The 19582-nt window shown below is 55.5% G+C and carries 8 protein-coding genes; 6 read left to right on the forward strand and 2 right to left on the reverse strand.

All coding sequences use genetic code 11. The annotated features are described in order from the left end of the window. Positions 1 to 154: 154 nt before the first annotated feature. Both DXZ20_RS27635 and DXZ20_RS27640 read right to left on the reverse strand, forming a co-directional pair. Complete coding sequence (locus DXZ20_RS27635) at positions 155 to 1096, reverse strand: ABC transporter substrate-binding protein (RefSeq protein WP_163670524.1); 942 nt, start codon at positions 1094 to 1096, stop codon at positions 155 to 157. 131 nt (positions 1097 to 1227) lie between these two features. Continuing rightward, complete coding sequence (locus DXZ20_RS27640) at positions 1228 to 2856, reverse strand: cyclic peptide export ABC transporter (protein WP_163670526.1); 1629 nt, start codon at positions 2854 to 2856, stop codon at positions 1228 to 1230. A gap of 305 nt (positions 2857 to 3161) precedes the next feature. On the opposite strand from DXZ20_RS27640, the gene DXZ20_RS27645 reads away from it, so the two are divergent. The 6 genes from DXZ20_RS27645 to DXZ20_RS27670 all read left to right on the forward strand — a co-directional run bounded on the left by DXZ20_RS27645 (position 3162) and on the right by DXZ20_RS27670 (position 19128). After that, complete coding sequence (locus DXZ20_RS27645) at positions 3162 to 4667, forward strand: condensation domain-containing protein (RefSeq protein WP_163702297.1); 1506 nt, start codon at positions 3162 to 3164, stop codon at positions 4665 to 4667. 4 nt (positions 4668 to 4671) lie between these two features. After that, positions 4672 to 5715, forward strand: coding sequence for a TauD/TfdA family dioxygenase (locus tag DXZ20_RS27650; RefSeq protein WP_163702299.1), 1044 nt, complete (start codon positions 4672 to 4674; stop codon positions 5713 to 5715). A 52-nt stretch (positions 5716 to 5767) separates the two neighbouring features. Then, the gene (locus tag DXZ20_RS27655) at positions 5768 to 10297 is read left to right on the forward strand and encodes a non-ribosomal peptide synthetase (RefSeq protein WP_163702301.1); all 4530 of its coding nucleotides are present in this window, start codon (positions 5768 to 5770) and stop codon (positions 10295 to 10297) included. A 3-nt stretch (positions 10298 to 10300) separates the two neighbouring features. After that, positions 10301 to 13588, forward strand: coding sequence for a non-ribosomal peptide synthetase (locus DXZ20_RS27660; protein ID WP_163702304.1), 3288 nt, complete (start codon positions 10301 to 10303; stop codon positions 13586 to 13588). Positions 13589 to 13761: 173 nt separating this feature from the next. Then, complete coding sequence (locus DXZ20_RS27665) at positions 13762 to 18351, forward strand: type I polyketide synthase (RefSeq protein ID WP_163702306.1); 4590 nt, start codon at positions 13762 to 13764, stop codon at positions 18349 to 18351. Positions 18352 to 18369: 18 nt separating this feature from the next. Beyond that, positions 18370 to 19128 (forward strand): thioesterase II family protein, encoded by a 759-nt coding sequence (locus DXZ20_RS27670; protein WP_163702308.1) that lies wholly within the window; start codon positions 18370 to 18372, stop codon positions 19126 to 19128. The last annotated feature ends 454 nt before the right edge of the window (positions 19129 to 19582 follow it).

The raw sequence follows: 19582 nt of genomic DNA on the forward strand, positions 1-19582 counted from the left end.
CTCTGTAGCACATTACGTCCCCAGGGCATGGGCACCTCAACAATGAGGTAGCGATCGCACTCCGGGGCTGATCCGATCGGATCTTCACCGCTGTGCTTAGAAAACACAGCACAGAGATCGATGTCGGGGCAAGTGGTAATGGATTGGGATGACATCACACTGGGGTATCAACTAAGTATTTGAACAAATCATCTAACAACGCGTTAGCTGCCAAAATCCCATTTCCCAAAAACCAAGTATCAAAGGATACTGGATATACTTTCTCTTGTTGTACTGCCCCAAGCTGTTGCCAGAGGGGATGGCGAGTGACCTTTTGAGCCATGGAGTTTTGAGGATTGTCTTGAAAGTAAAAAATAACATCCCCATCCATAGCGGGAATGGCTTCGAGGCTAACCGTTTCGTAAAATTTTGCCTTGGCCTGAGACGGTGGGCGAGGCAGCCCCACCTGCTCTAAAATGTAGCCACAAAATGAATTCCGCATATATAAGCGCACCTGATCGGGGCGAAATCGTAGCACGGAAACTTCAGTGGTTTCCAGGCGATCACCCATCTGTTGCCGAAAGTCTTGAACCCTAGCCTGAAAATCTTGAATCAGTGCTTGCCCCTGTTCTGGTTTACCCAAGGCCGTAGCATAGGTGGTAATGGCATCGGCGCGGGTCTCAACCAGTACCGTTGGGGCAATTTGGGAGAGCGTATTATAGAAGGTACGGTGGTCCTCTACATTACTCAAAATCAGGTCTGGCTTTAGCTCCAGGATAGCTTCAAAATTAGGTTGAGATGAATGGCCGATATTGACAATTCCGTCGCTTTTATCTGCCAAATAGCTGGCAAAATTGCCGTAGTTGGAGCGCTGGGGAAATCCTGAATAGGTAGAGGCAATGGGCTTAATCCCCAGGGCCAGACTGTTATCAAGCGCATTCTGAGACAGCACTACCACCCGCTGGGGTGATTGGGGAACAATCACCTCACCTAATGCGGTTTCGACAGCGTGTCCCTGCTCTGGGATGACCAGCTGAGTTGTGGGGGATGACCCACCACAGGCAACAACTAGCACCAACGCGATGATGGCTGGTAGCAGCCTTTTGATATAGCGCATCTCCTCCAACATTGGTTTTGCTTTAACTCCTAAGTCGGTCTAGACCCATAAAAAGTCAAGATAGTTTAAATGAGAAAGTATTGCAATAATTAAACTATCTTCCGTTCCTGGATGAATTTACCATAACCCTTTTATGAAAGGACTTTTGCCATTGAACTATCGGCTAACTGACCGCTCTCTAACTTGAGTATACGATCAGCTAGATGAAAATATTTATCATCGTGGGTAATGGCTAAGACTAGCTTTTGTTGGCGCTTGAGTTCAGGCAAAATTTGGGTATAGAACACGGTCTTAAAATGGGGGTCCTGATCGGCAGCCCATTCATCAAACAGGTACACGGGCCGATCTTCTAGATAGGTGGTCAGGAGTGCCAGGCGTTTGCGTTGCCCCTGGGAGAGATCGATGTCGGACAGCTTGCCATCCTGGATGTGAACTTTGTGAGCGAGCTGCAAGGCCTGCAAATAGGCGTTGGCTTGTTCAATCTGTTGGGGGTTGTCCAGGGCCAGGAGGCGGTCAAACAGATAAAAATCAGCGAAAATCGCGGAAAACTGTTGTCGGTAGGCTTCTCGATTGGCATCAGTAATCCGGTTGCCATCCAGGATAATCTGGCCTGAACTCGGAGGATATAGACCCGTAATCAGCTTTGCCAGTGTGGATTTACCACTGCCATTGCCACCAATGAGAAACACCACTTCTGGTCGTTTGAATGCCAGGTTGATGGGGCCTACGGTGAATGGAGTCGTATCGGCTCCCCGGTCATAGTGATGGACTACGTTTTTCAGTTCCAGATGCTGCCACGATGGAGATAGGGACTCTATACTAGGAAGTTCTGGAAACTGGTTAAGCATAAAACCAAAGGACTCTACTTTGTCTAGGGCCACACTGGCTCGGCTCAGAATTGGCAGGCGTCGCATTAAATTTTCGAGGGGACCGTTGAGATAAATAACGGTCAACACGTAGCTAGAGAACAGCGTCATATCCAGGGCGCTGAACTGGGGGATAACAAACAAAAAGACGCTAATAACGGCAAAGAAAATTAGCTGCCCCCAGCTAGCGGCTCCGGCAAAGATGCCCATGCCCCAGACGGTAAAACGGCGATATGTGGTGGCTGTCTGTTGCAATTCATCGGTTAGAAAAACCTGTCGTCGCTGCTGGTGCAGTTTGAGTTCTTTCATGCCGTGAATCAGGCCGCGCAGGTGTTTGAATAATCGGTCTTGTTCGTTACGGGCCTTGACCAAAAAGCGTCGAGCGCGTCGGGCAATCAGCTGATAAGTGACGGTTGCTAAGAGCAAAAATGCAACCATAATTAGTAGCAACGGTACCGATAGCCAGCCTAAATACAGCAGAGAACCGCCCACGATGGCTAAGTCGATACAGAGAAAAGGCACCACTGTAAATGCCGAGGCAATGGTTTCAACATCTGCTGTGAGCGAGGCAAATAGACGATGGCTGCCTAGATCTTCGAGCTGACGTAACGGGCAGTCTAGCAGCTGGCGGGCTAGCATCAGCCGCAGGTGCAGCAGAGCCCCCTGACCCAGGCGAATCAAGAGTAGCTGTGATAGATAGCCGGCCACCAAAACAATGGCCAGTAGCCCTAAAAAGCCCAAAAAAAAGGATGCCGTTGTTGCTTGACGACCCGCTATAACTTCGTTAACCAGGGCCACTAGACGAGCACTGCCACCACCACTTACCCCCCCAGCCACGATAGCTATGACCATTGCCATAGGGGATGTGCGCAACAACAGTGAAATAAGATTCATGGCAAATGGCGTGTAAAATAATTCTATTGACAAAGATTCTTGTTTAAGACTAGCCTGCTATTGCATGGTTTTCCATTTGTTTGGTGGACATACATGAGTTAATTAAGGATGCATGTCCTGACGTTGCTACGTTTCAGATCTTAAATCCGTTTGTGTCTATTCGACAAAGTTCTTTCTGAAAAAAGCATTGAAAGTTTTTAGTGAAATCAGGTTAGAGGGTGATTGAGCTTGTTGACTTTGCTCACGCACCTGAATTTATGGATTTTTAGCCTCAAAGTTATCGAGAATTATTCTTTTTAAAGGTTATGACTTCCACACTTCGGCCAGCCATTGCCCAGCTATCCGATAAGCGATCGCAGCTAGCGACCCTGCTGCGATCTCACCTTCAACATCCCAATACATTCCCGCTGTCTTTTGCCCAACAGCGACTATGGTTTCTGGACCAGTTGCAACCGGGTAATCCGGCCTACACAATGATGGCCACGGTGCGGCTGCGGGGCGACCTGGATGTAGCCGCATTAAAGTGTGCCTGGCAGGATTTGGTGCAGCGTCATGAATCCCTAAGGACGCGTTTTGTGCTGGTGGATGGTCAACCCTATCAGCGGGTGCAGCCCACGGGGGCTGTCTCGTTGACCCAGCTAGATTGGCAAGATTTACCATCAGCGGACCCAACAGCGGCCATTCAATCCCAGGCGCTTAAGCTGGTGCAACAGCCCTTTGATTTAGAGCAAGATGGATTGGTGCGCTCTCATCTGATCCAATTACAGACCGAGACCCACGTACTACTGCTCACGCTGCACCACATTATTTCTGACGGCTGGTCCATGGAAGTGTTAATCCGGGAGTTAGCCATTCTGTACAATGCCCATCAACGGGGGCAACAGGCTCAGCTCCCCCCTATGCCCATTCAATATGCTGATTTTGCCGTCTGGCAGCGACAGTTTTTGCAGGGAGACATTTTAGAAAAACAGTTTAACTACTGGCGTACTCAACTCTCTCCGCCGGTGTTGCCCAGCCTACCCACCGACTTTCCCCGCCCTGCCGTGCGCAGCCACCGCGGCCACCGACATTCCCTAGGGATATCGCCAGAACTCACAGCCCAGCTGCAAACGCTGAGCCAGCAGACAAATGCCACTCTGTTTATGACCACCCTGGCCGCCTTTCAGGTATTGCTATATGACTATGCCCAGCAGGCCACAATTCGAGTGGGTACCCCCATTGCTAACCGAGATCGCCCGGAAGTGGCTAACCTGATTGGCTTTTTTACCAATACGCTGGTACTGGGTGCCGAAATCGACGACAAGCTGTCCTTTTGTCAATGGCTACAGCGAGTGCGCGACCAGGCAGTCAATGCCTATGCCCATCAGGATTTACCCTTTGAAAAACTGGTGGATGAACTTCAACCCGAACGGGATCTAAGTCAAACACCGCTATATCAGGTTTGGTTTTATCTCCAGGACGATCCAGTCACCACGGTGTCGTTTCCGGGGCTGACCCTAGAACCGATTGAGATTGACTTGGGCACCGCTAAGCATGACCTGAAGCTAGGTCTATGGAAAAGTCCCCAGGGATTACAGGGGGCATTGGAGTACAGCACCGATCTCTTTGAATCGGCTACAGTGGCTCGGCTAGCCCGTGGCTATGAAGATCTCCTGACCGACATTGCCCGCGATCCCGACCAGTCAATTGCAGACCTGGTCCAACACTTACAACAGCGACAGCAGCAAAAAATGCTGGAACAAAAACGAGCGCTGTTATCGACCCAGCGGCAAAAGCTTAGAGGCACCCGCCGTCAATCCTTTACTTCCTAGCCCTATGACTTTTTCTTCTCGTCAGCGGTTGACTGGCATTCGTCGCCGCTCGGTTCAGGTCTCTTCGGAATCTTTAATTACAGCTCAGACCTTGGCTGCCGACCGGCGGCTACCGCTGGTGGTGCGACCCACCCAGGGTTCCCTCAACTTGGCTGCCTGGGCTGAGACCCAGCGAGATTGGATTGAGACTAAACTCCATCACCATGGTGGACTGTTATTTCGTGGTTTTGACAGCGCAGATACCCTGGGGTTAGAACAGTTTTTGAACGTGCTCAGTGACAATCTGTTGGACTACGCCTACCGCTCTACGCCACGCACCCAGGTGAGTGGCAAGGTGTATACCTCAACAGAATATCCGGCCAGCCAGACCATTCCGTTGCACAACGAAATGGCCTATAGCCGTCAGTGGCCCCTCAAAATTGCGTTTCTCTGTGTCCAGCCTGCTGTCTCGGGGGGGATGACGCCCATTGCCGACAGCCGTCAGGTCTATCAGGCCCTGCCAACAGATTTGAGATCGCGCTGGCAACAACAACAAATCCTCTATGTGCGTAACTATGGTGGCTCCCTCGATTTGCCCTGGCAAACCGTATTTCAAACGGACGATCCGGCGGCGGTGGAAGCGTTTTGTCAGGCCAACGGCATGACCTGGAGTTGGGGCAACGGCAACCGTCTCCGCACCCAGCAGATCTGTCAGGCGGTGGCCCGTCATCCCCACACCGGAGACTGGGTTTGGTTTAATCAAGCCCATTTATTTCATATTTCTAACCTGGAGCCAGCGGTGCGTGAAGGGTTGTTAGCTGATATCGCCGAAGCAGATTTACCACGCAACGCATACTACGGCGATGGTTCGGCCCTGGATGAGGCCGATGTCGCCATTATTCGCGCGGCCTACCAGGCCCATACGGTGATGTTTCCCTGGCAACAAGGGGATGTGTTGCTGCTCGACAACATGTTGGCGGCCCACGGACGTACTCCCTATAGTGGCCCTCGCAAGGTGTTGGTGGGCATGGCCCAACCTCACCAAAACCTTGCAGGGGTCGCTGACTAACTGTTCGTTTTTTGTTTCCTAATATCTTTCTCTAACCATCAGCGTAGATCCTATGCAAATTACCCAAGCCCCCCCTCCGTCTGAAATTGCAGGTTATCGTCTTTCTCCCCAGCAGCAACGTTTATGGCGACTACAGCAACGCTATCCTGGACAGCCCTTTCGCGCTTCGCTACGGTTGCGATCGCCCCAGCCCTATGCTGCCGCAAAGCTTTCTACAGCCCTACAACAGCTGATTGATCGACATGAAATTCTGCGTACGACCTTTTCCACCCTGCCGGGGATGACAATGCCACTACAGGTAATTGCAGAAACCCTGTCGAGTCAGTCGGTACTGACGCAGCATAATGATGCAACCCTGTCGACTGAGGTCGTAGAAGCCCAGGTGCAAACCCTGTTGGCGCAGTCGTTTGACTGGGTGAAAGGCCCCCTGTTTCAAGTGCACTGGATTCAGCGAGGGGAGTACGATGAGTTGCTATTTAATTTGCCAGCGCTGTGTGCCGATGGTGCCACCCTGTCACTGTTAGCCAACGAATTCCAGCAGTTCTATGGAGAAACCCCTGGAGAAACCTCGCAGATCAATCAGGAGCCCCCACTGCAATACGCTGATCTAGCCGAGTGGCAGACCGATCTGTTGGCAGGGGAAGATACCGCCGCCGGACGTAGCTACTGGCGACGCTCAAGCAATTTGGAACAGGTAATACAACGACTACCTTTGGAGCGGTCAGCGGACTCTACTGTGGCTGACACCGTTCACCTCCAGGTCCATTCTGTTGTGTTGCCGGTGGAGCAAACCCAAACCCTGTATCTCTGGGCAGATCAGCAGGGAGTGACAGTAGATGAGGTGTGTCTGACACTCTGGCAGATTTTAATCGCGCGACTCACTGAACAATCGACATTCACCTTGGGTTATAGCTGTGATGCCCGTCAGCATTATGAAGAGCTGCAAACGGCCTGTGGCCCATTAACCCGCGATCTGCCGCTACAGGTAGACCTGCAGCCCAACCAAAGTTTTGCCACGCTTGTCGCTCACGTTCATCAGAAACTAGAAGAAATTAAACCCTGGCAGGATTGTTTTGCCTGGGAAAACGTGCAGGATGAAGCTGGCTGGTTTCCCATGAGCTTTGGTATGCAGTCAGCTTCCCCAGACGAGTTCTCTCTAGAAACTCTCTCTCCTGTGAAGGTTATGGCAGCCAACGCTCTGCTAGAACCCTCCATGTTAAAGCTAGTGTGTCGGTCCGCAGCAAACACCCTCACCCTAGACTGGCTCTACGACGCTAGCCGTTTAGAGTTATGGGCTATTCAACAGATTCAGAACCACTGGCAAACCCTGATGATAGCAGCAATAGCTGCACCGGAGATGACAATTTCGCAGCTGCCGTTACTCAGTGCACCGGAGCGACAAGCCTTACTGGTGGACTTTAATCAAGCCACCAGCCAGCCCTGCGGCTATACCAGCCTACATCAGTGGTTTGAGGCCCAGGCAGTGCAAACGCCTAATCATCCGGCTGTGCGGTTTGAAGCAGATTGTTTAACCTATGGCCAGCTTAATAGTCGGGCTAACCAGTTGGCCAAAATGTTACAGCAGCAAGGGGTAACGTCGGAGAGTGTGGTGGCGGTGGCCCTCCCCCGTTGTCTCGACTGGGTTGTTGCCATTCTGGGTATTCTCAAAGCTGGAGGCGCATACCTGCCCCTAGACCCCCATCTGCCCACCGAACGATTCCAAACTATTTGCCAAGATGCAGCTGTAGTACAGGTATTGACTTGGTCAGAATGGTGCGATCGCATGCCCGAGACTGTTCCCACCCATTGTCTAGATACCCCCTGGGATAAAACAGATACCGAGAACTTGCTTCACCAGACAGATCCCGAACATCTGGCCTACGTGATTTACACCTCTGGTTCAACAGGACAGCCTAAGGGGGTGGCCGTTGAACATCGCCACATCCTCAACTATGTGCAGGGTATATTACCCCAGTTGGGTCTAGAGGCCGATGCCCACTATGGTCTAGTGTCCAGTGTGGCCGCAGATTTAGGTAATACCGTGTTGTTTGCAGCCCTGTGTACCGGCGGCTGTTTACACCTGATTGATGATGATCGAGCCCTACAGCCTAGTGCCCTTGCCGACTACTGTCGTCAATATCCCCTCGATTGTTTAAAAATTGTGCCGTCCCATCTCGGGGCCTTGCTCAGTGATGAATCTGCCGCCGTCTGGCTGCCCCATCACTGTTTAGTACTGGGTGGAGAAGCCGCCCCAGGATCCCTGGTCGCAGAGATACGCCGTTATCGGCCCCAGCTTAAACTGTTAAATCACTACGGCCCCACTGAAACCACCGTTGGGGTGCTGACCTATACTGTGCCCGAGCACTTCGAGCCAGCCACCACCCTGCCCCTAGGTCAGCCGCTGCCCAACATCCAGGTTTATGTCTTGGACCCTCACCATCAGCCAGTGCCGGTGGGTATTCCCGGTGAGATTTATGTGGGTGGTGCGGCTGTTAGTCGAGGCTATCTCAATCGCCCCGACCTAACTACAGAGCGATATATCACCAATCCCTTTGCACCGGGACGGCTCTATCGCACCGGCGATCGGGCGCGTCACTTACCCAGTGGCCAGCTAGAATTTTTGGGTCGCATTGATGACCAAATTAAGCTGCGGGGCTTTCGCATTGAACTGGGAGAAATAGCCGCCGTACTGCAACAGCATCTGGCTGTTCAACAGGCGATCGTTCTGTTACGCAAAGAGACCGAGACGCCCCAACTGGTGGCCTATGCGATTGCCCCGACCACGTCTGTAGAAGACCTGCGAACATATCTAGCGACAAAACTGCCTGACTACATGGTGCCAGCAGCGGTGGTGCCATTACGGAGTTTTCCCCTCACCGCCAACGGTAAAATTGACCGCCAGGCATTGCCTGCCCCCAATCGTGGTTCGGCGGTTGAGCAGACGGCTCCCAGCAGCGATGCTGAAAAACAACTGGTGGCCATCTGGCAAGACCTGTTGCGGACGGAGACTATCGGCATCCACGACAACTTTTTTGAATTGGGTGGGGACTCCATTCTGAGCATTCAGGTGATTGCCAGGGCCAACCAGGCCGGTCTACAGCTCACCCCCCGCCAACTCTTTGATCATCAAACCGTTGCGGGCCTAGCCGCCGTCGCGGGCACCGCCACAGCGGCCAAGGCGGAGCAAGGCCCCATGAGCGGTGTGGCCCCCCTCACCCCGATTCAACATCGCTTCTTTGAGCAGGCAGTTGATAATCGCAATCACTGGAACCAGGCCCTCTTGCTGGAGGCACGAGAGTCTCTCAACCCAGATTTACTGGAGCAAGCGCTCAATCATCTGAGCCAGCATCACGATGCCCTGCGGTTACGGTTCCAGCGTCAAGACAATCGCTGGCAGGCGGTGCATGGAGACCACAGGCCGCTTTCGCTGCAGCGGATCGATCAGACAGGCTGCGCTGATGCCGACGTGGAAACCCAGATTGTGACCCACGCCGACGCCTTGCAAACTTCATTAAATATTACCGATGGACCGCTGATGGGGGCCGCCTGGTTTGACTTTGGCCCTGCCCGCTCGGCCCGATTATTAGTGGTGGTGCACCATCTAGTGATCGACGGTGTATCTTGGCGGGTGCTGCTGGAGGATTTACAGACGGTTTATGGCCAGCTGCAAAGTGGAGTTGCGATCGCACTGCCCCCCAAAACCACCTCCTTCCAACAGTGGGGCGAACACCTGATCACCTACAGTCAATCAGCGGACCTGCAACAGACCCAGCTCGCTCCAAACACGGCCACTCTACCCCTGGACTTTACCGACGGCAACAACACAGTGGCCTCTGCACGCACACTGGCCCTCAGTCTGGATGTCACCGAAACCCAGGCCCTGTTACGGGAGGTGCCCAAGGCCTACCAGAGCCAGATCAATGACGTACTGCTAACGGCATTGCTGCAAGGGATGGCCCCATGGACCCAGCAATCGTCCCTAATGATTGAGCTAGAGAACCATGGCCGCGATGATTTTGACGGCCAGCTGGATCTCTCCCGCACCGTTGGCTGGTTCACCGCCATCTTCCCAGTGCAGCTGACACTGCCTGCGGACCCCAGTCCTGGAGCGGCGCTGATGGCCATTAAAGAACAGCTGCGTCGCCCCGGCAGGCCCCTAGATTACGGCGTTGGGCGCTACCTCAGTGCCGCAGGCCAAAAGCACCCAGAGCCTGACTTAGTCTTCAACTACCTGGGCCAGTTTGACAGCAGCCTGCCCGAGGCCAGTTTGTTTGGTTTGGCTCCAGAACCCGAGGGCCGCAGCCGAGACCCTCAGACACCGCGACGCCATGTGATTGAGATTAATGGCCGGGTGTTGTCCGGTCAGCTGCAGCTGGCCTGGACCTACAGCGATCAGTGCCATCGGCGGGAAACCATTGCCCAGGTAGCCGAGCAAACCATGGCCGCATTAAGAGCACTGATTGCCCACTGCACCTCTAATGAGGCTGGCGGCTATACCCCCTCCGATTTTCCCCAAGCCAACCTAAGTCAGACGGCCCTCGATCAGGTGCTAGCTCAGCTGCAAACCAGTGGGGAGGGTTAAACCATGCAAAAAGTAGATAATCTCGAAGACCTGTACGAACTGACCCCCACCCAGCAGGGTATTTTATTCCACAGTTTAATGGCCCCCAATGAGGGCATGTACTGCACCCAGTTTGGCTTTACCCTCCAGGGCGATCTGGCCATCGACACCTTTTGTCAGGCCTGGGAACAAACCCTGAAGCAGCATTCCATTCTGCGCACGGCCTTTGTTTGGGAAGGCTTGGAAAAGCCAATCCAGCTTGTTCGTCAAAAAGTGGCGCTGCCATTGACTCAGCTGGATTGGCGAGACCGGTCCACCGCTGAGCAACAGCAAGAGCTAGAGACCTGGATCCAGCAGGATCGACAGCAGGGATTTACCCTTTCCCAGGCCCCCCTGATGCGGCTGACATTAATCCGCTGGGCCGACACCACCTATCACTGCATTTGGAGTAAGCATCACCTGCTGCTGGATGGCTGGTCTACCAGCTTAGTGCTGAAGGCTGTACTGACTCGATACGAGGCCCTACGGCAGAACCAGGCACCCACCCTCACACCAGCACCGCCCTACCGCGACTATGTGGCCTGGCTCCAGCGGCAAGATTTAGCTCAGGCAGAAAACTTTTGGCGATCGCATCTCCAGGGATTCATCGCCCCCACACCCCTGGGCATTCCCCGCACCCTCAAGCAGTCGGCGGGCACCTCAGACATCGCCAATGCCACCCACCTGATTAGCCCTGAACTGACACAGACGCTCAAAACCTTTGTCCGCCAACATCAGCTCACCTTAAATACGTTGGTGCAGGGGGCCTGGGGCCTTTTACTCAGCCGCTATAGCGACGAAACCGATGTGGTGTTTGGGGTGACCTCCGCCGGACGTCCCCCAGATTTACCAGGGGCTGAGGCCATGGTGGGGCTATTTATCAACACGCTGCCCGCCCGCGTATCGGTGGATATTGATCAGCCCTTAGTGCCCTGGCTGCAGTCTATTCAGGGGCAGCAGGCCAGCCTGCGGCAGTACGAATATAGCCCGCTCACCCAGGTGCAGCGCTGGAGCGAGGTGCCCCCTGGCACCGCTTTGTTTGACAGTATTGTGGTGTTTGAAAACTACCCGGTGGACCCAGAGCTACAGGCGGTTTCCCAGGAGGCGGCCACCAACCAGCAGGCTAAAATCAGCGATATCTACACCACCGAGCGTACCCACTACCCCTTAACCATCGTCGCCCTGACGGATCCGACGGCGGCTCCGGGGGGACTGGAACTGCAGGGGCTATACGACCCGCAGCAGTTTGAGGCCGATAGTATCGAGCGGCTACTGGGGCAGCTGGCCTGCCTGCTCAAGGCCATCCCTGACCATGGCACCGCAGCCCTCGGAGAGCTGCCTTGGATGACAGAGGCTGAGCGATCGCAGCTACTCAGCTGGGGCCAGGCCCAGGGGAGTTTTCCCAAGCAGCCAGGGCTGGTGGAGCGCTTTATCACCCATGTGGAACAGCGTCCCGATGCCGTGGCCCTTTTAGATGGCGATCGCACCCTCACCTATCAAGACCTCGATCGACGTTCCACTCAGCTGGCCCACTATCTCGCCCAGCAGGGGGTGACCGCCGAGACCCGAGTGGCGCTATGTTTGCCCCGGAGTTTAGATTTAATCGTGGCCGCCCTCGGTATTCTTAAAGCGGGGGGGGCCTATGTGCCGTTGGACCCCAGCTATCCCACCGAGCGGCTGCGCTGGGTTTTATCCAACGCGGAGCCAACGGTGGTCGTGACGCTAGCGGCAGAAATCGAACGGCTAGGGTTAGCGCCTGAGGTCAGCGTCTGCCTGGACCGCGATGCTGAAGTGATTAACCAGCAGTCCAGCCAGCTAACGCTACCCACCCCTCAGCCAGGGCAGCTGGCCTACGTGATCTATACCTCCGGCTCCACCGGACAGCCCAAAGGGGTGATGGTGCGCCATGGCGAAGTGGTGCGCCTATTTACGGCCACGCAGCAGTGGTTTCAGTTTTCCCATGAGGATATTTGGCCGTTATTCCATTCCTTTGCCTTTGACTTCGCGGTTTGGGAAACGTGGGGAGCCCTACTCCATGGCGGCCAGCTGGTGATCGTGCCCTATGAGATCAGCCGGTCACCCCAGACGTTTTACCAGTATTTACAGCAGACCGGGGTGACGGTGCTGAACCAGACATCAACGGCGTTCCGTCAACTCATGGCCATAGACGAAGTGGTCCAGGCCCCCTTAGCGCTCAAATGGGTGATTTTTGGTGGGGAAGCCCTGGATTTACCCAGCCTCCGACCCTGGTTTGAACGCCATGGCGATCGCACCCCCCAGCTAGTGAACATGTACGGCATTACCGAAACGACGGTGCATGTCACCTACCGGCCCCTGCGCCAAGAGGATGCCCTTGCCTCCACCAGTATGATTGGCGGTCCCATTCCTGACTTGGCCCTCTATGTCCTCGATCAGCACCGACAGCTGGTGCCGGTGGGGGTGCCAGGGGAGCTATATGTGGCCGGTGCCGGGGTATCCCTGGGCTATCTAAATCGCCCAGAGCTAACGGCAGAGCGCTTTTTAGAAAATCCGTTTGACCCGCATCTAGGAAAAATGTATCGGACAGGCGATCAGGTGCGGTGGCGCTCCGACGGCGATCTCGATTATCTGGGCCGCTTGGACAATCAGGTGAAGCTGCGCGGTTTTCGCATTGAGCTAGGGGAAATTGAGGCAGCAATCAACCAGCATCCGGCAATCCGGGAAGCAACGGTAATCCTGCGCCATGACCCACCGGCTCAGCCGCGACTAGTGGCCTACACCGTCTATCGCGATGCCCCCCTCAGCGAAGGGGAACTGCGCCAGTGGCTCAAGGGCAAACTGCCGGACTACATGGTGCCCGCCGCCATGGTGACTCTGCCCGCATTTCCCCTCACCCCCAACGGCAAACTCGACCGGCGGCAGCTGCCCGCCCCCAGTAGCGAGCGCCCATCCCTGCCCGTGGCCTATGCCGGTCCCCAATCGGAGCAGGAACAAACCATTGTGCGCATCTGGCAGGAGCTGCTGCATCTGGACGTAGGCATCCATGACAGCTTCTTTGACCTGGGGGGAGATTCCCTGGGACTGATGCAGCTGCATCACCGACTGCAGACAGAGCTAAAGGCATCGTTTGAGCTAATGGATCTGTTCCGGTATCCCACGGTGCATGACTTTGCTGAATTCCTTAGCACCCAGACTCCAGCTGAGCCGATGCCAGCAGCTGCTCCCCAGCGGCAGCAAGGAAAATCCCGTCTGCAGCAACAGCGGCAGCGCCGTCAAGCCTCCACATCTCGCTAGTTCCAATGCTTATTTCAGGTAACAACACAAAGCGAGACGGTTTCCTAAGGAATTCGGAGTTCGGAATTCGGAATGATCTCCCTTTTACTTCTTACTTCCGCCTTCCGCCTTCCGCCTTCCGCCCTAGCCGAAATTTCTTGACTTAAGTTGATCTCCCTTATTTCAGACTCACCATGACGACTCACTACACGGGCTTAGAAACCGCCGTTATTGGGATGGCCGGTCGCTTTCCCGGTGCCCCCACCCTGCCTGATTTTTGGCACAACCTACAAAACGGCGTGGAATCGGTCTCCTTCTTTTCGGAGGAGGAACTGCTGGATGCGGGCATTGAGGCGGCAACGGTGAAGCAGCCTAACTATGTCAAAGCCCGCGCCATTCTTGAAAATGCCGATGTATTTGATGCCGGGTTCTTTGGCCTCAGCCCCCGCGATGCCGAAATCCTTGACCCCCAACAGCGGGTATTTTTAGAAACCGCCTGGGCCGCCCTAGAAACCGCTGGATACGACCCGCAACGGTTTGGGGGAGCCATCGGCATATACGGCGGTGCCACCCTTAGCAGCTATTTATTTAATCTCTACAGCAACCCCCATCTGATGCAGACCGTGGGCCAGTTTCCCCTGGTGCTGGGCAATGGTCGGGAGTTTCTAACCACGCGGACCTCCTATTTGATGAATTTGCAGGGGCCGAGTGTGAATGTGCAAACGGCTTGTTCTACAGCGCTGGTGGCGGTTCACCTGGCGAACCAGGCCCTGCTTAGCGGCGAATGCGATCTGGCTCTGGCGGGTGGGGTTTCGATTCGGATGCCCCTAAAGGGGGGATATGTCTATCAGGAGGGGGGGATTTCCTCCCCGGACGGTCACTGCCGCGCCTTTGATGCTAGTGCCAAGGGCACGGTGGGCGGCAGCGGGGCCGGGATGCTGGTGCTCAAGCGTCTAGAGGATGCCCTGGCGGATCGCGATACGATCCATGGCGTGATTAAGGGGTCCGCCATCAATAACGACGGCTCCGCCAAAATGAGCTACACGGCTCCCCGCATTGAAGGGCAGGCGACGGTGATTCGGGCAGCCCAGCAGGTGGCGGAGGTGGAGCCGGAGAGCATTCAATATATTGAGGCCCACGGTACAGGGACAATTTTGGGTGACCCCATAGAAGTGGCCGCTTTGACCCAGGCATTTCAAACGGCGCAGCAGGGCTACTGCGCCCTGGGGTCGGTGAAAACAAATATTGGCCACCTGGATGCAGCGGCCGGGGCGGCGGGGTTGATTAAAACCTTGCTGTCGCTAAAGCAGCGACAGATTCCCCCCAGTTTGCATTTTGAATCGGCAAATCCGCAGATTGACTTTGACCACAGTCCGTTTTACGTCAACGATCAGCTACGGCCCTGGCCCGAGCAGTCCAATAGCCCCAGGCGAGCAGGTGTGAGTTCCTTTGGCATGGGGGGCACCAACGCCCATGTGATTGTGGAGGAAGCGCCTCCGGTGGCGGCCACTAGTGCCTCCCGTCCCTGGCAGCTGTTGCTGTGGTCGGCTAAAACCGAGACGGCGCTGACCGCAGCGACTCAGCAGTTAGGTACGGCGTTAGAACAAGTGGATTTAGCCGATGCAGCCCATACTCTCCAGGTGGGGCGTCAGGCCTTTGCGCATCGGCGGATGATGGTGTGTTGCGATCGCACCGATGCCCTCACCGTTCTCAACGGAGCCACCTCCCAGCGATTCAAATCCAACACCGCCCCTGACACCGTCCCCCAGGTGGTATTTCTGCTACCAGGCCAGGGAGCCCAGCACGTGGGCATGGGGCAACAGCTTTACGAAACGGAGCCCCGTTTCCGCCAGGTGATTGATCGCGGAGCCGAACTGCTGCAGCCCCACCTGGGTCTAGATATTCGGCAGATCCTCTACCCAGACGATGGCCAGATGGCCGAAGCAACGGAACAGATTTGCCGCACCGACATCGCTCAGCCCGCACTCTTTCTGGTGGAATATGCCCTGGCCCAGCTGTGGCAAGAGTGGGGCGTTACCCCCAAGGCGTTTATCGGCCATAGTCTCGGGGAATATGTCGCTGCCTGTCTGGCGGGGGTGGCGGATTTAGACACCCTGCTGCCCCTGGTGGCATGGCGCGGTCGGTTAATGGCCCAGCAGCCAGAGGGAGCCATGCTAAGTGTGGCCCAATCCGCTAGCCAAATTGCAGCCCAGCTGCCGACGGATCTGGTGTTGGCAGCGGACAATGCCCCCGAGCTATGTGTCGTGGCTGGGCCAATTGAGGCCATCGCCCTCTATCAGCAGCAGCTAGAGGCCCAGGAAATTCCTTGCCGGTTGCTCAAAACCTCCCATGCCTTTCATTCACCGCTGATGGCCGGTGTGTTAGATCCGTTTCGTCAACAGCTGAGCCAAATTGCGCTCAATCCCCCCAAAAAACTGTGGGTTTCTAACCTGACGGGCACCTGGATTACCCCCGAGCAAGCCACCGATCCAGACTACTGGGTGCAGCATCTGCGGCAGCCGGTGCAGTTTCGCCCTGGTTTGGAAACCCTCAACAATGATCGGTCGCTGCTGCTGGAGGTGGGACCGGGGCAAACCCTCACCACCCTGGCTCGCCAGCATGGCCTGAAAACCCCATCGATCATTCCATCCCTAGGGCACCCCAGAGATTCTCAGCCGGATCTCGCCTGTTTGCTATCGGCGGTGGGGCAGCTGTGGCTCGCCAATGTGACCATTAACTGGCAGGGCTTTTATGCCCATGAGCAGCGGCGACGGATCCCCTTGCCCACCTATCCCTTTGAGCGGCAGCGTTACTGGGTTGAGGCGCAGCCCTTAGCTGCGGCCCCCCAGCCCATGCTACAGAAAAAGCCCGATGTGGCTGACTGGTTTTATCTACCGGAGTGGCAGCGTTCTCACCTAAGACCGGCGGTGGCCCACACCACGTCCGAGGCTGCCTGGCTGTTGTTTGTGGATGACACCGCCCGTAGCCAGGCCATTGCCCAGGGGTTATCCGTGGCCCACACCGCCGTCACGGTATACCCTGGCGACAGCTTTAGTCGCTTAGATCAGCACACCTTTACGATCAATCCCCACCGCCCTGAGGACTATCGAGCCCTGCTCAATGGGTTGGGGGACCACCGCCCCACCGAAATTCTGCACGGCTGGAGTCTGGCCGCAGCGACCGACTTTGACGAGATTCAGACCCAGGGCTGCCAGAGCCTGCTGTATTTGACCCAGGCCTTAGCCCAGTGCGGTTGGCACCATGATCTGCGGCTAACGGTGCTGGCCGCCAATATTTTGAACGTCAATGGCACCGAACCCCTGTCCCCAGCCCATGCCACCATCCTTGGCCCCTGCACCGTGATTCCCCAGGAATATCGGCAAATCACCAGCCGCTTGGTGGATTGGCCGGTGGATGGCGATAGCCCCAAGGATCTAAACGTGCTGCTGGCAGAGCTGGTCGCTGGGGCTGCTGAAGAACCGACGGTGGCCTATCGCCACGGACTGCGGTGGGTACAGCGCTTTGTCCCCATGCCTTTACCGGAGGCAGAGCCAGCGCTGCTGCGCCAACGGGGTGTCTATTTCATTACCGGCGGTCTGGGGAATGTGGGTCTTACCCTGGCCGCATCCCTGGCCCCCTGGCAGGCCAAGGTGGCCCTGCTGAGTCGACGCAGCCTGCCGGATCGCGCTCAGTGGCCCGCTTATTTAGAGAATGTGCTCACCGATCCGATCTGCGACAAACTTCGCCAGATTCAGGCCATGGAGGCTGCGGGTGTGGAGGTGCTGATCCTTGCGGCTGATGTGGCTGATGTTGACCAGTTGGAGGGTGCGATCGCAAAAACCGAAGCCCACTTCGGCCCCCTCAACGGCGTCATTCACGCCGCCGGTGCCGTTGGTGAGCAGGCCTTTCGCATGATTGCAGAAACGGGTAGCGCTGAACTAGAGCAGCAATTTCAGGCCAAGGTTACCGGCTTACAAAACCTGGCGACGGCCCTGGAGGGCAAATCCCTGGACTTTGGACTGCTTTGCTCATCGCTGGCCTCAGTCTTAGGCGGGTTAGGCTTTGCCAGCTACAGCGCCGCCAATTACTTTATGGATGCCTTTGCCCAGCAGCAGTCCCAAGGCGACTCCTTGCCCTGGATGAGCATTAACTGGGATGGCTGGCGGTTTCAACCGGACGAGCATCCAGAGCTGGGGCAAACCATGGCCGATTTTGCCCTCACCCCGGCGGAGGGCAGCGCCGTGTGGCAGCGGCTGTTTGCCTATGCCACCGTGCCCCAAATGATTGTCTCCACGGGGGACCTCAAGGCGCGCCAACAGCAGTGGCAGCCAGCGCCAGCGACCACCACCGACGAGGCCAATCGTCCCCAGTATGATCGCCCGGATCTAGCTGGTGACTATCAGGCGGCCACCACCCCCTTAGAACAGCAGGTGGTGGAGATTTGGGAGTCATTTTTAGGCATTCGGCCCATCGGCATTGACGATAGCTTCTTTGAACTGGGCGGCCATTCCCTGCTGGCCACCCAGATTATGGTCCATCTGCGTCAGCAATTTCAGGTGGATATTCCCCTGCGCTGCTTGTTTGATAACCCAACGGTAGCTGGTCTGGCCGAAGCGATTGTTCAACACCAAAGTGAGCATCAGCCGGTGGTGGATGAGATCGCACCCCTACCCAGGTTTGAAAGCTCAGACATCCAGCAATTGCTAGACCAGATCGATCAGCTGCCCGAAGCCCAGGTGGATGAACTGCTCCACCAATTTTCCCAATTGCAGGCCCTAACCTAGTTTCTACATATCCCCGCCATGATCACCACCCCTGATACCAACCGCTGGCTCCGACGCGGTACCCCCAATCCCAATGCGTCCCTACGCTGTTTTTGTCTGCCCTATGTCGGTGGCAGTGCCCGCATCTTCCAACCGTGGAGCCAGTCCTTGCCCGACAGTGTTGAGGTGTGTGCCCTAGAACTGCCGGGGCACGGCACCCGACTCACCGAACAGCCTTTTGACAATTGGGACGCGGTTTTGGAGGCCATCTCCCAGGTGATTTTGCCCCTTTGCGATCGCCCCTTTGTGTTCTTTGGCCACAGCATGGGAGCCTTGATCAGCTTTGAGCTAGCCCGCTATTGTCGTCGCCACAATCTGCCGATGCCCAGCCATCTTTATGTGTCAGGTCATCGTGCGCCCCAGCTACCCGACCCGGAAGAGCCGGTGCACAATCTGCCTGAACAGGCCTTTCGAGAGAAACTCACTCGGCTTCAGGGCACTCCACCAGCGGTGCTCAATAACAAAGAGTTTATGGCGATGCTGTTGCCGGTGCTGCGGGCTGATTTCACCCTGTGTGAAACCTACAGTTATGTTCAAGAGCCGCCCCTGCCCTGTCCCATTACCGCCTTTGGCGGCACCCAAGATCCCACCACCCAGCGAGGCCGCCTGCGGGCTTGGAGAGCACAGACCCAGGCTAAATTCACTCGCCATGTGTTACCAGGCAAACACTTTTTTATTCAAACGGAAAAAACCTCTCTGCTCAATCATTTAAAGATCAGCTTGGGCAGATACGCATAAATCAAGAAAGTCCCAGTTAGAGAAGATAATTATCAACGTCTTGCCCTGAACAAGAGAGACTTTAAATAAACAATCCTAGCGGGGCATTCCCAAGGGAGTATCCCGACGTCATCCTTTTGTTTAACCAGGGTTATTAAAACCAGATATTGGTTTTAGACCTACCGTGTACACATATCTCGGAAGATGGTTCAAAATCCTGCCTTACCCCCTTAATCCCCCCTTGGTAAGGGCAGGGTTGTTTCATGTTCACCAGAGAAAATCTGTAAGGCTTATTACTTCGTTCATACTGAATCGACATATGATCGGAGGGAACCAAAACCGGTTGCTTGGGGTCCCTCCGAGTTCCCCAAACCCCCATGGCTAGGGCCGGGAGGCCGCCCTAGGACCCAGCCTACTGAGTTGTCCTCAATTGCATTAAAGTAGGGGTTACGGCGGGGTCGATTAATCAGGTTAT

The organism is Adonisia turfae CCMR0081 (genome assembly GCF_011009555.1).
Classification (GTDB): domain Bacteria; phylum Cyanobacteriota; class Cyanobacteriia; order Phormidesmidales; family Phormidesmidaceae; genus Leptothoe; species Leptothoe turfae.

Bases quoted from the DNA above. Each gene is read 5' to 3' on its own strand.
- DXZ20_RS27635 (WP_163670524.1), bottom strand. From the start codon at position 1,096: ATGCGCTATATCAAAAGGCTGCTACCAGCCATCATCGCGTTGGTGCTA.
- DXZ20_RS27640 (WP_163670526.1), bottom strand. From the start codon at position 2,856: ATGAATCTTATTTCACTGTTGTTGCGCACATCCCCTATGGCAATGGTC.
- DXZ20_RS27645 (WP_163702297.1), top strand. From the start codon at position 3,162: ATGACTTCCACACTTCGGCCAGCCATTGCCCAGCTATCCGATAAGCGA.
- DXZ20_RS27650 (WP_163702299.1), top strand. From the start codon at position 4,672: ATGACTTTTTCTTCTCGTCAGCGGTTGACTGGCATTCGTCGCCGCTCG.
- DXZ20_RS27655 (WP_163702301.1), top strand. From the start codon at position 5,768: ATGCAAATTACCCAAGCCCCCCCTCCGTCTGAAATTGCAGGTTATCGT.
- DXZ20_RS27660 (WP_163702304.1), top strand. From the start codon at position 10,301: ATGCAAAAAGTAGATAATCTCGAAGACCTGTACGAACTGACCCCCACC.
- DXZ20_RS27665 (WP_163702306.1), top strand. From the start codon at position 13,762: ATGACGACTCACTACACGGGCTTAGAAACCGCCGTTATTGGGATGGCC.
- DXZ20_RS27670 (WP_163702308.1), top strand. From the start codon at position 18,370: ATGATCACCACCCCTGATACCAACCGCTGGCTCCGACGCGGTACCCCC.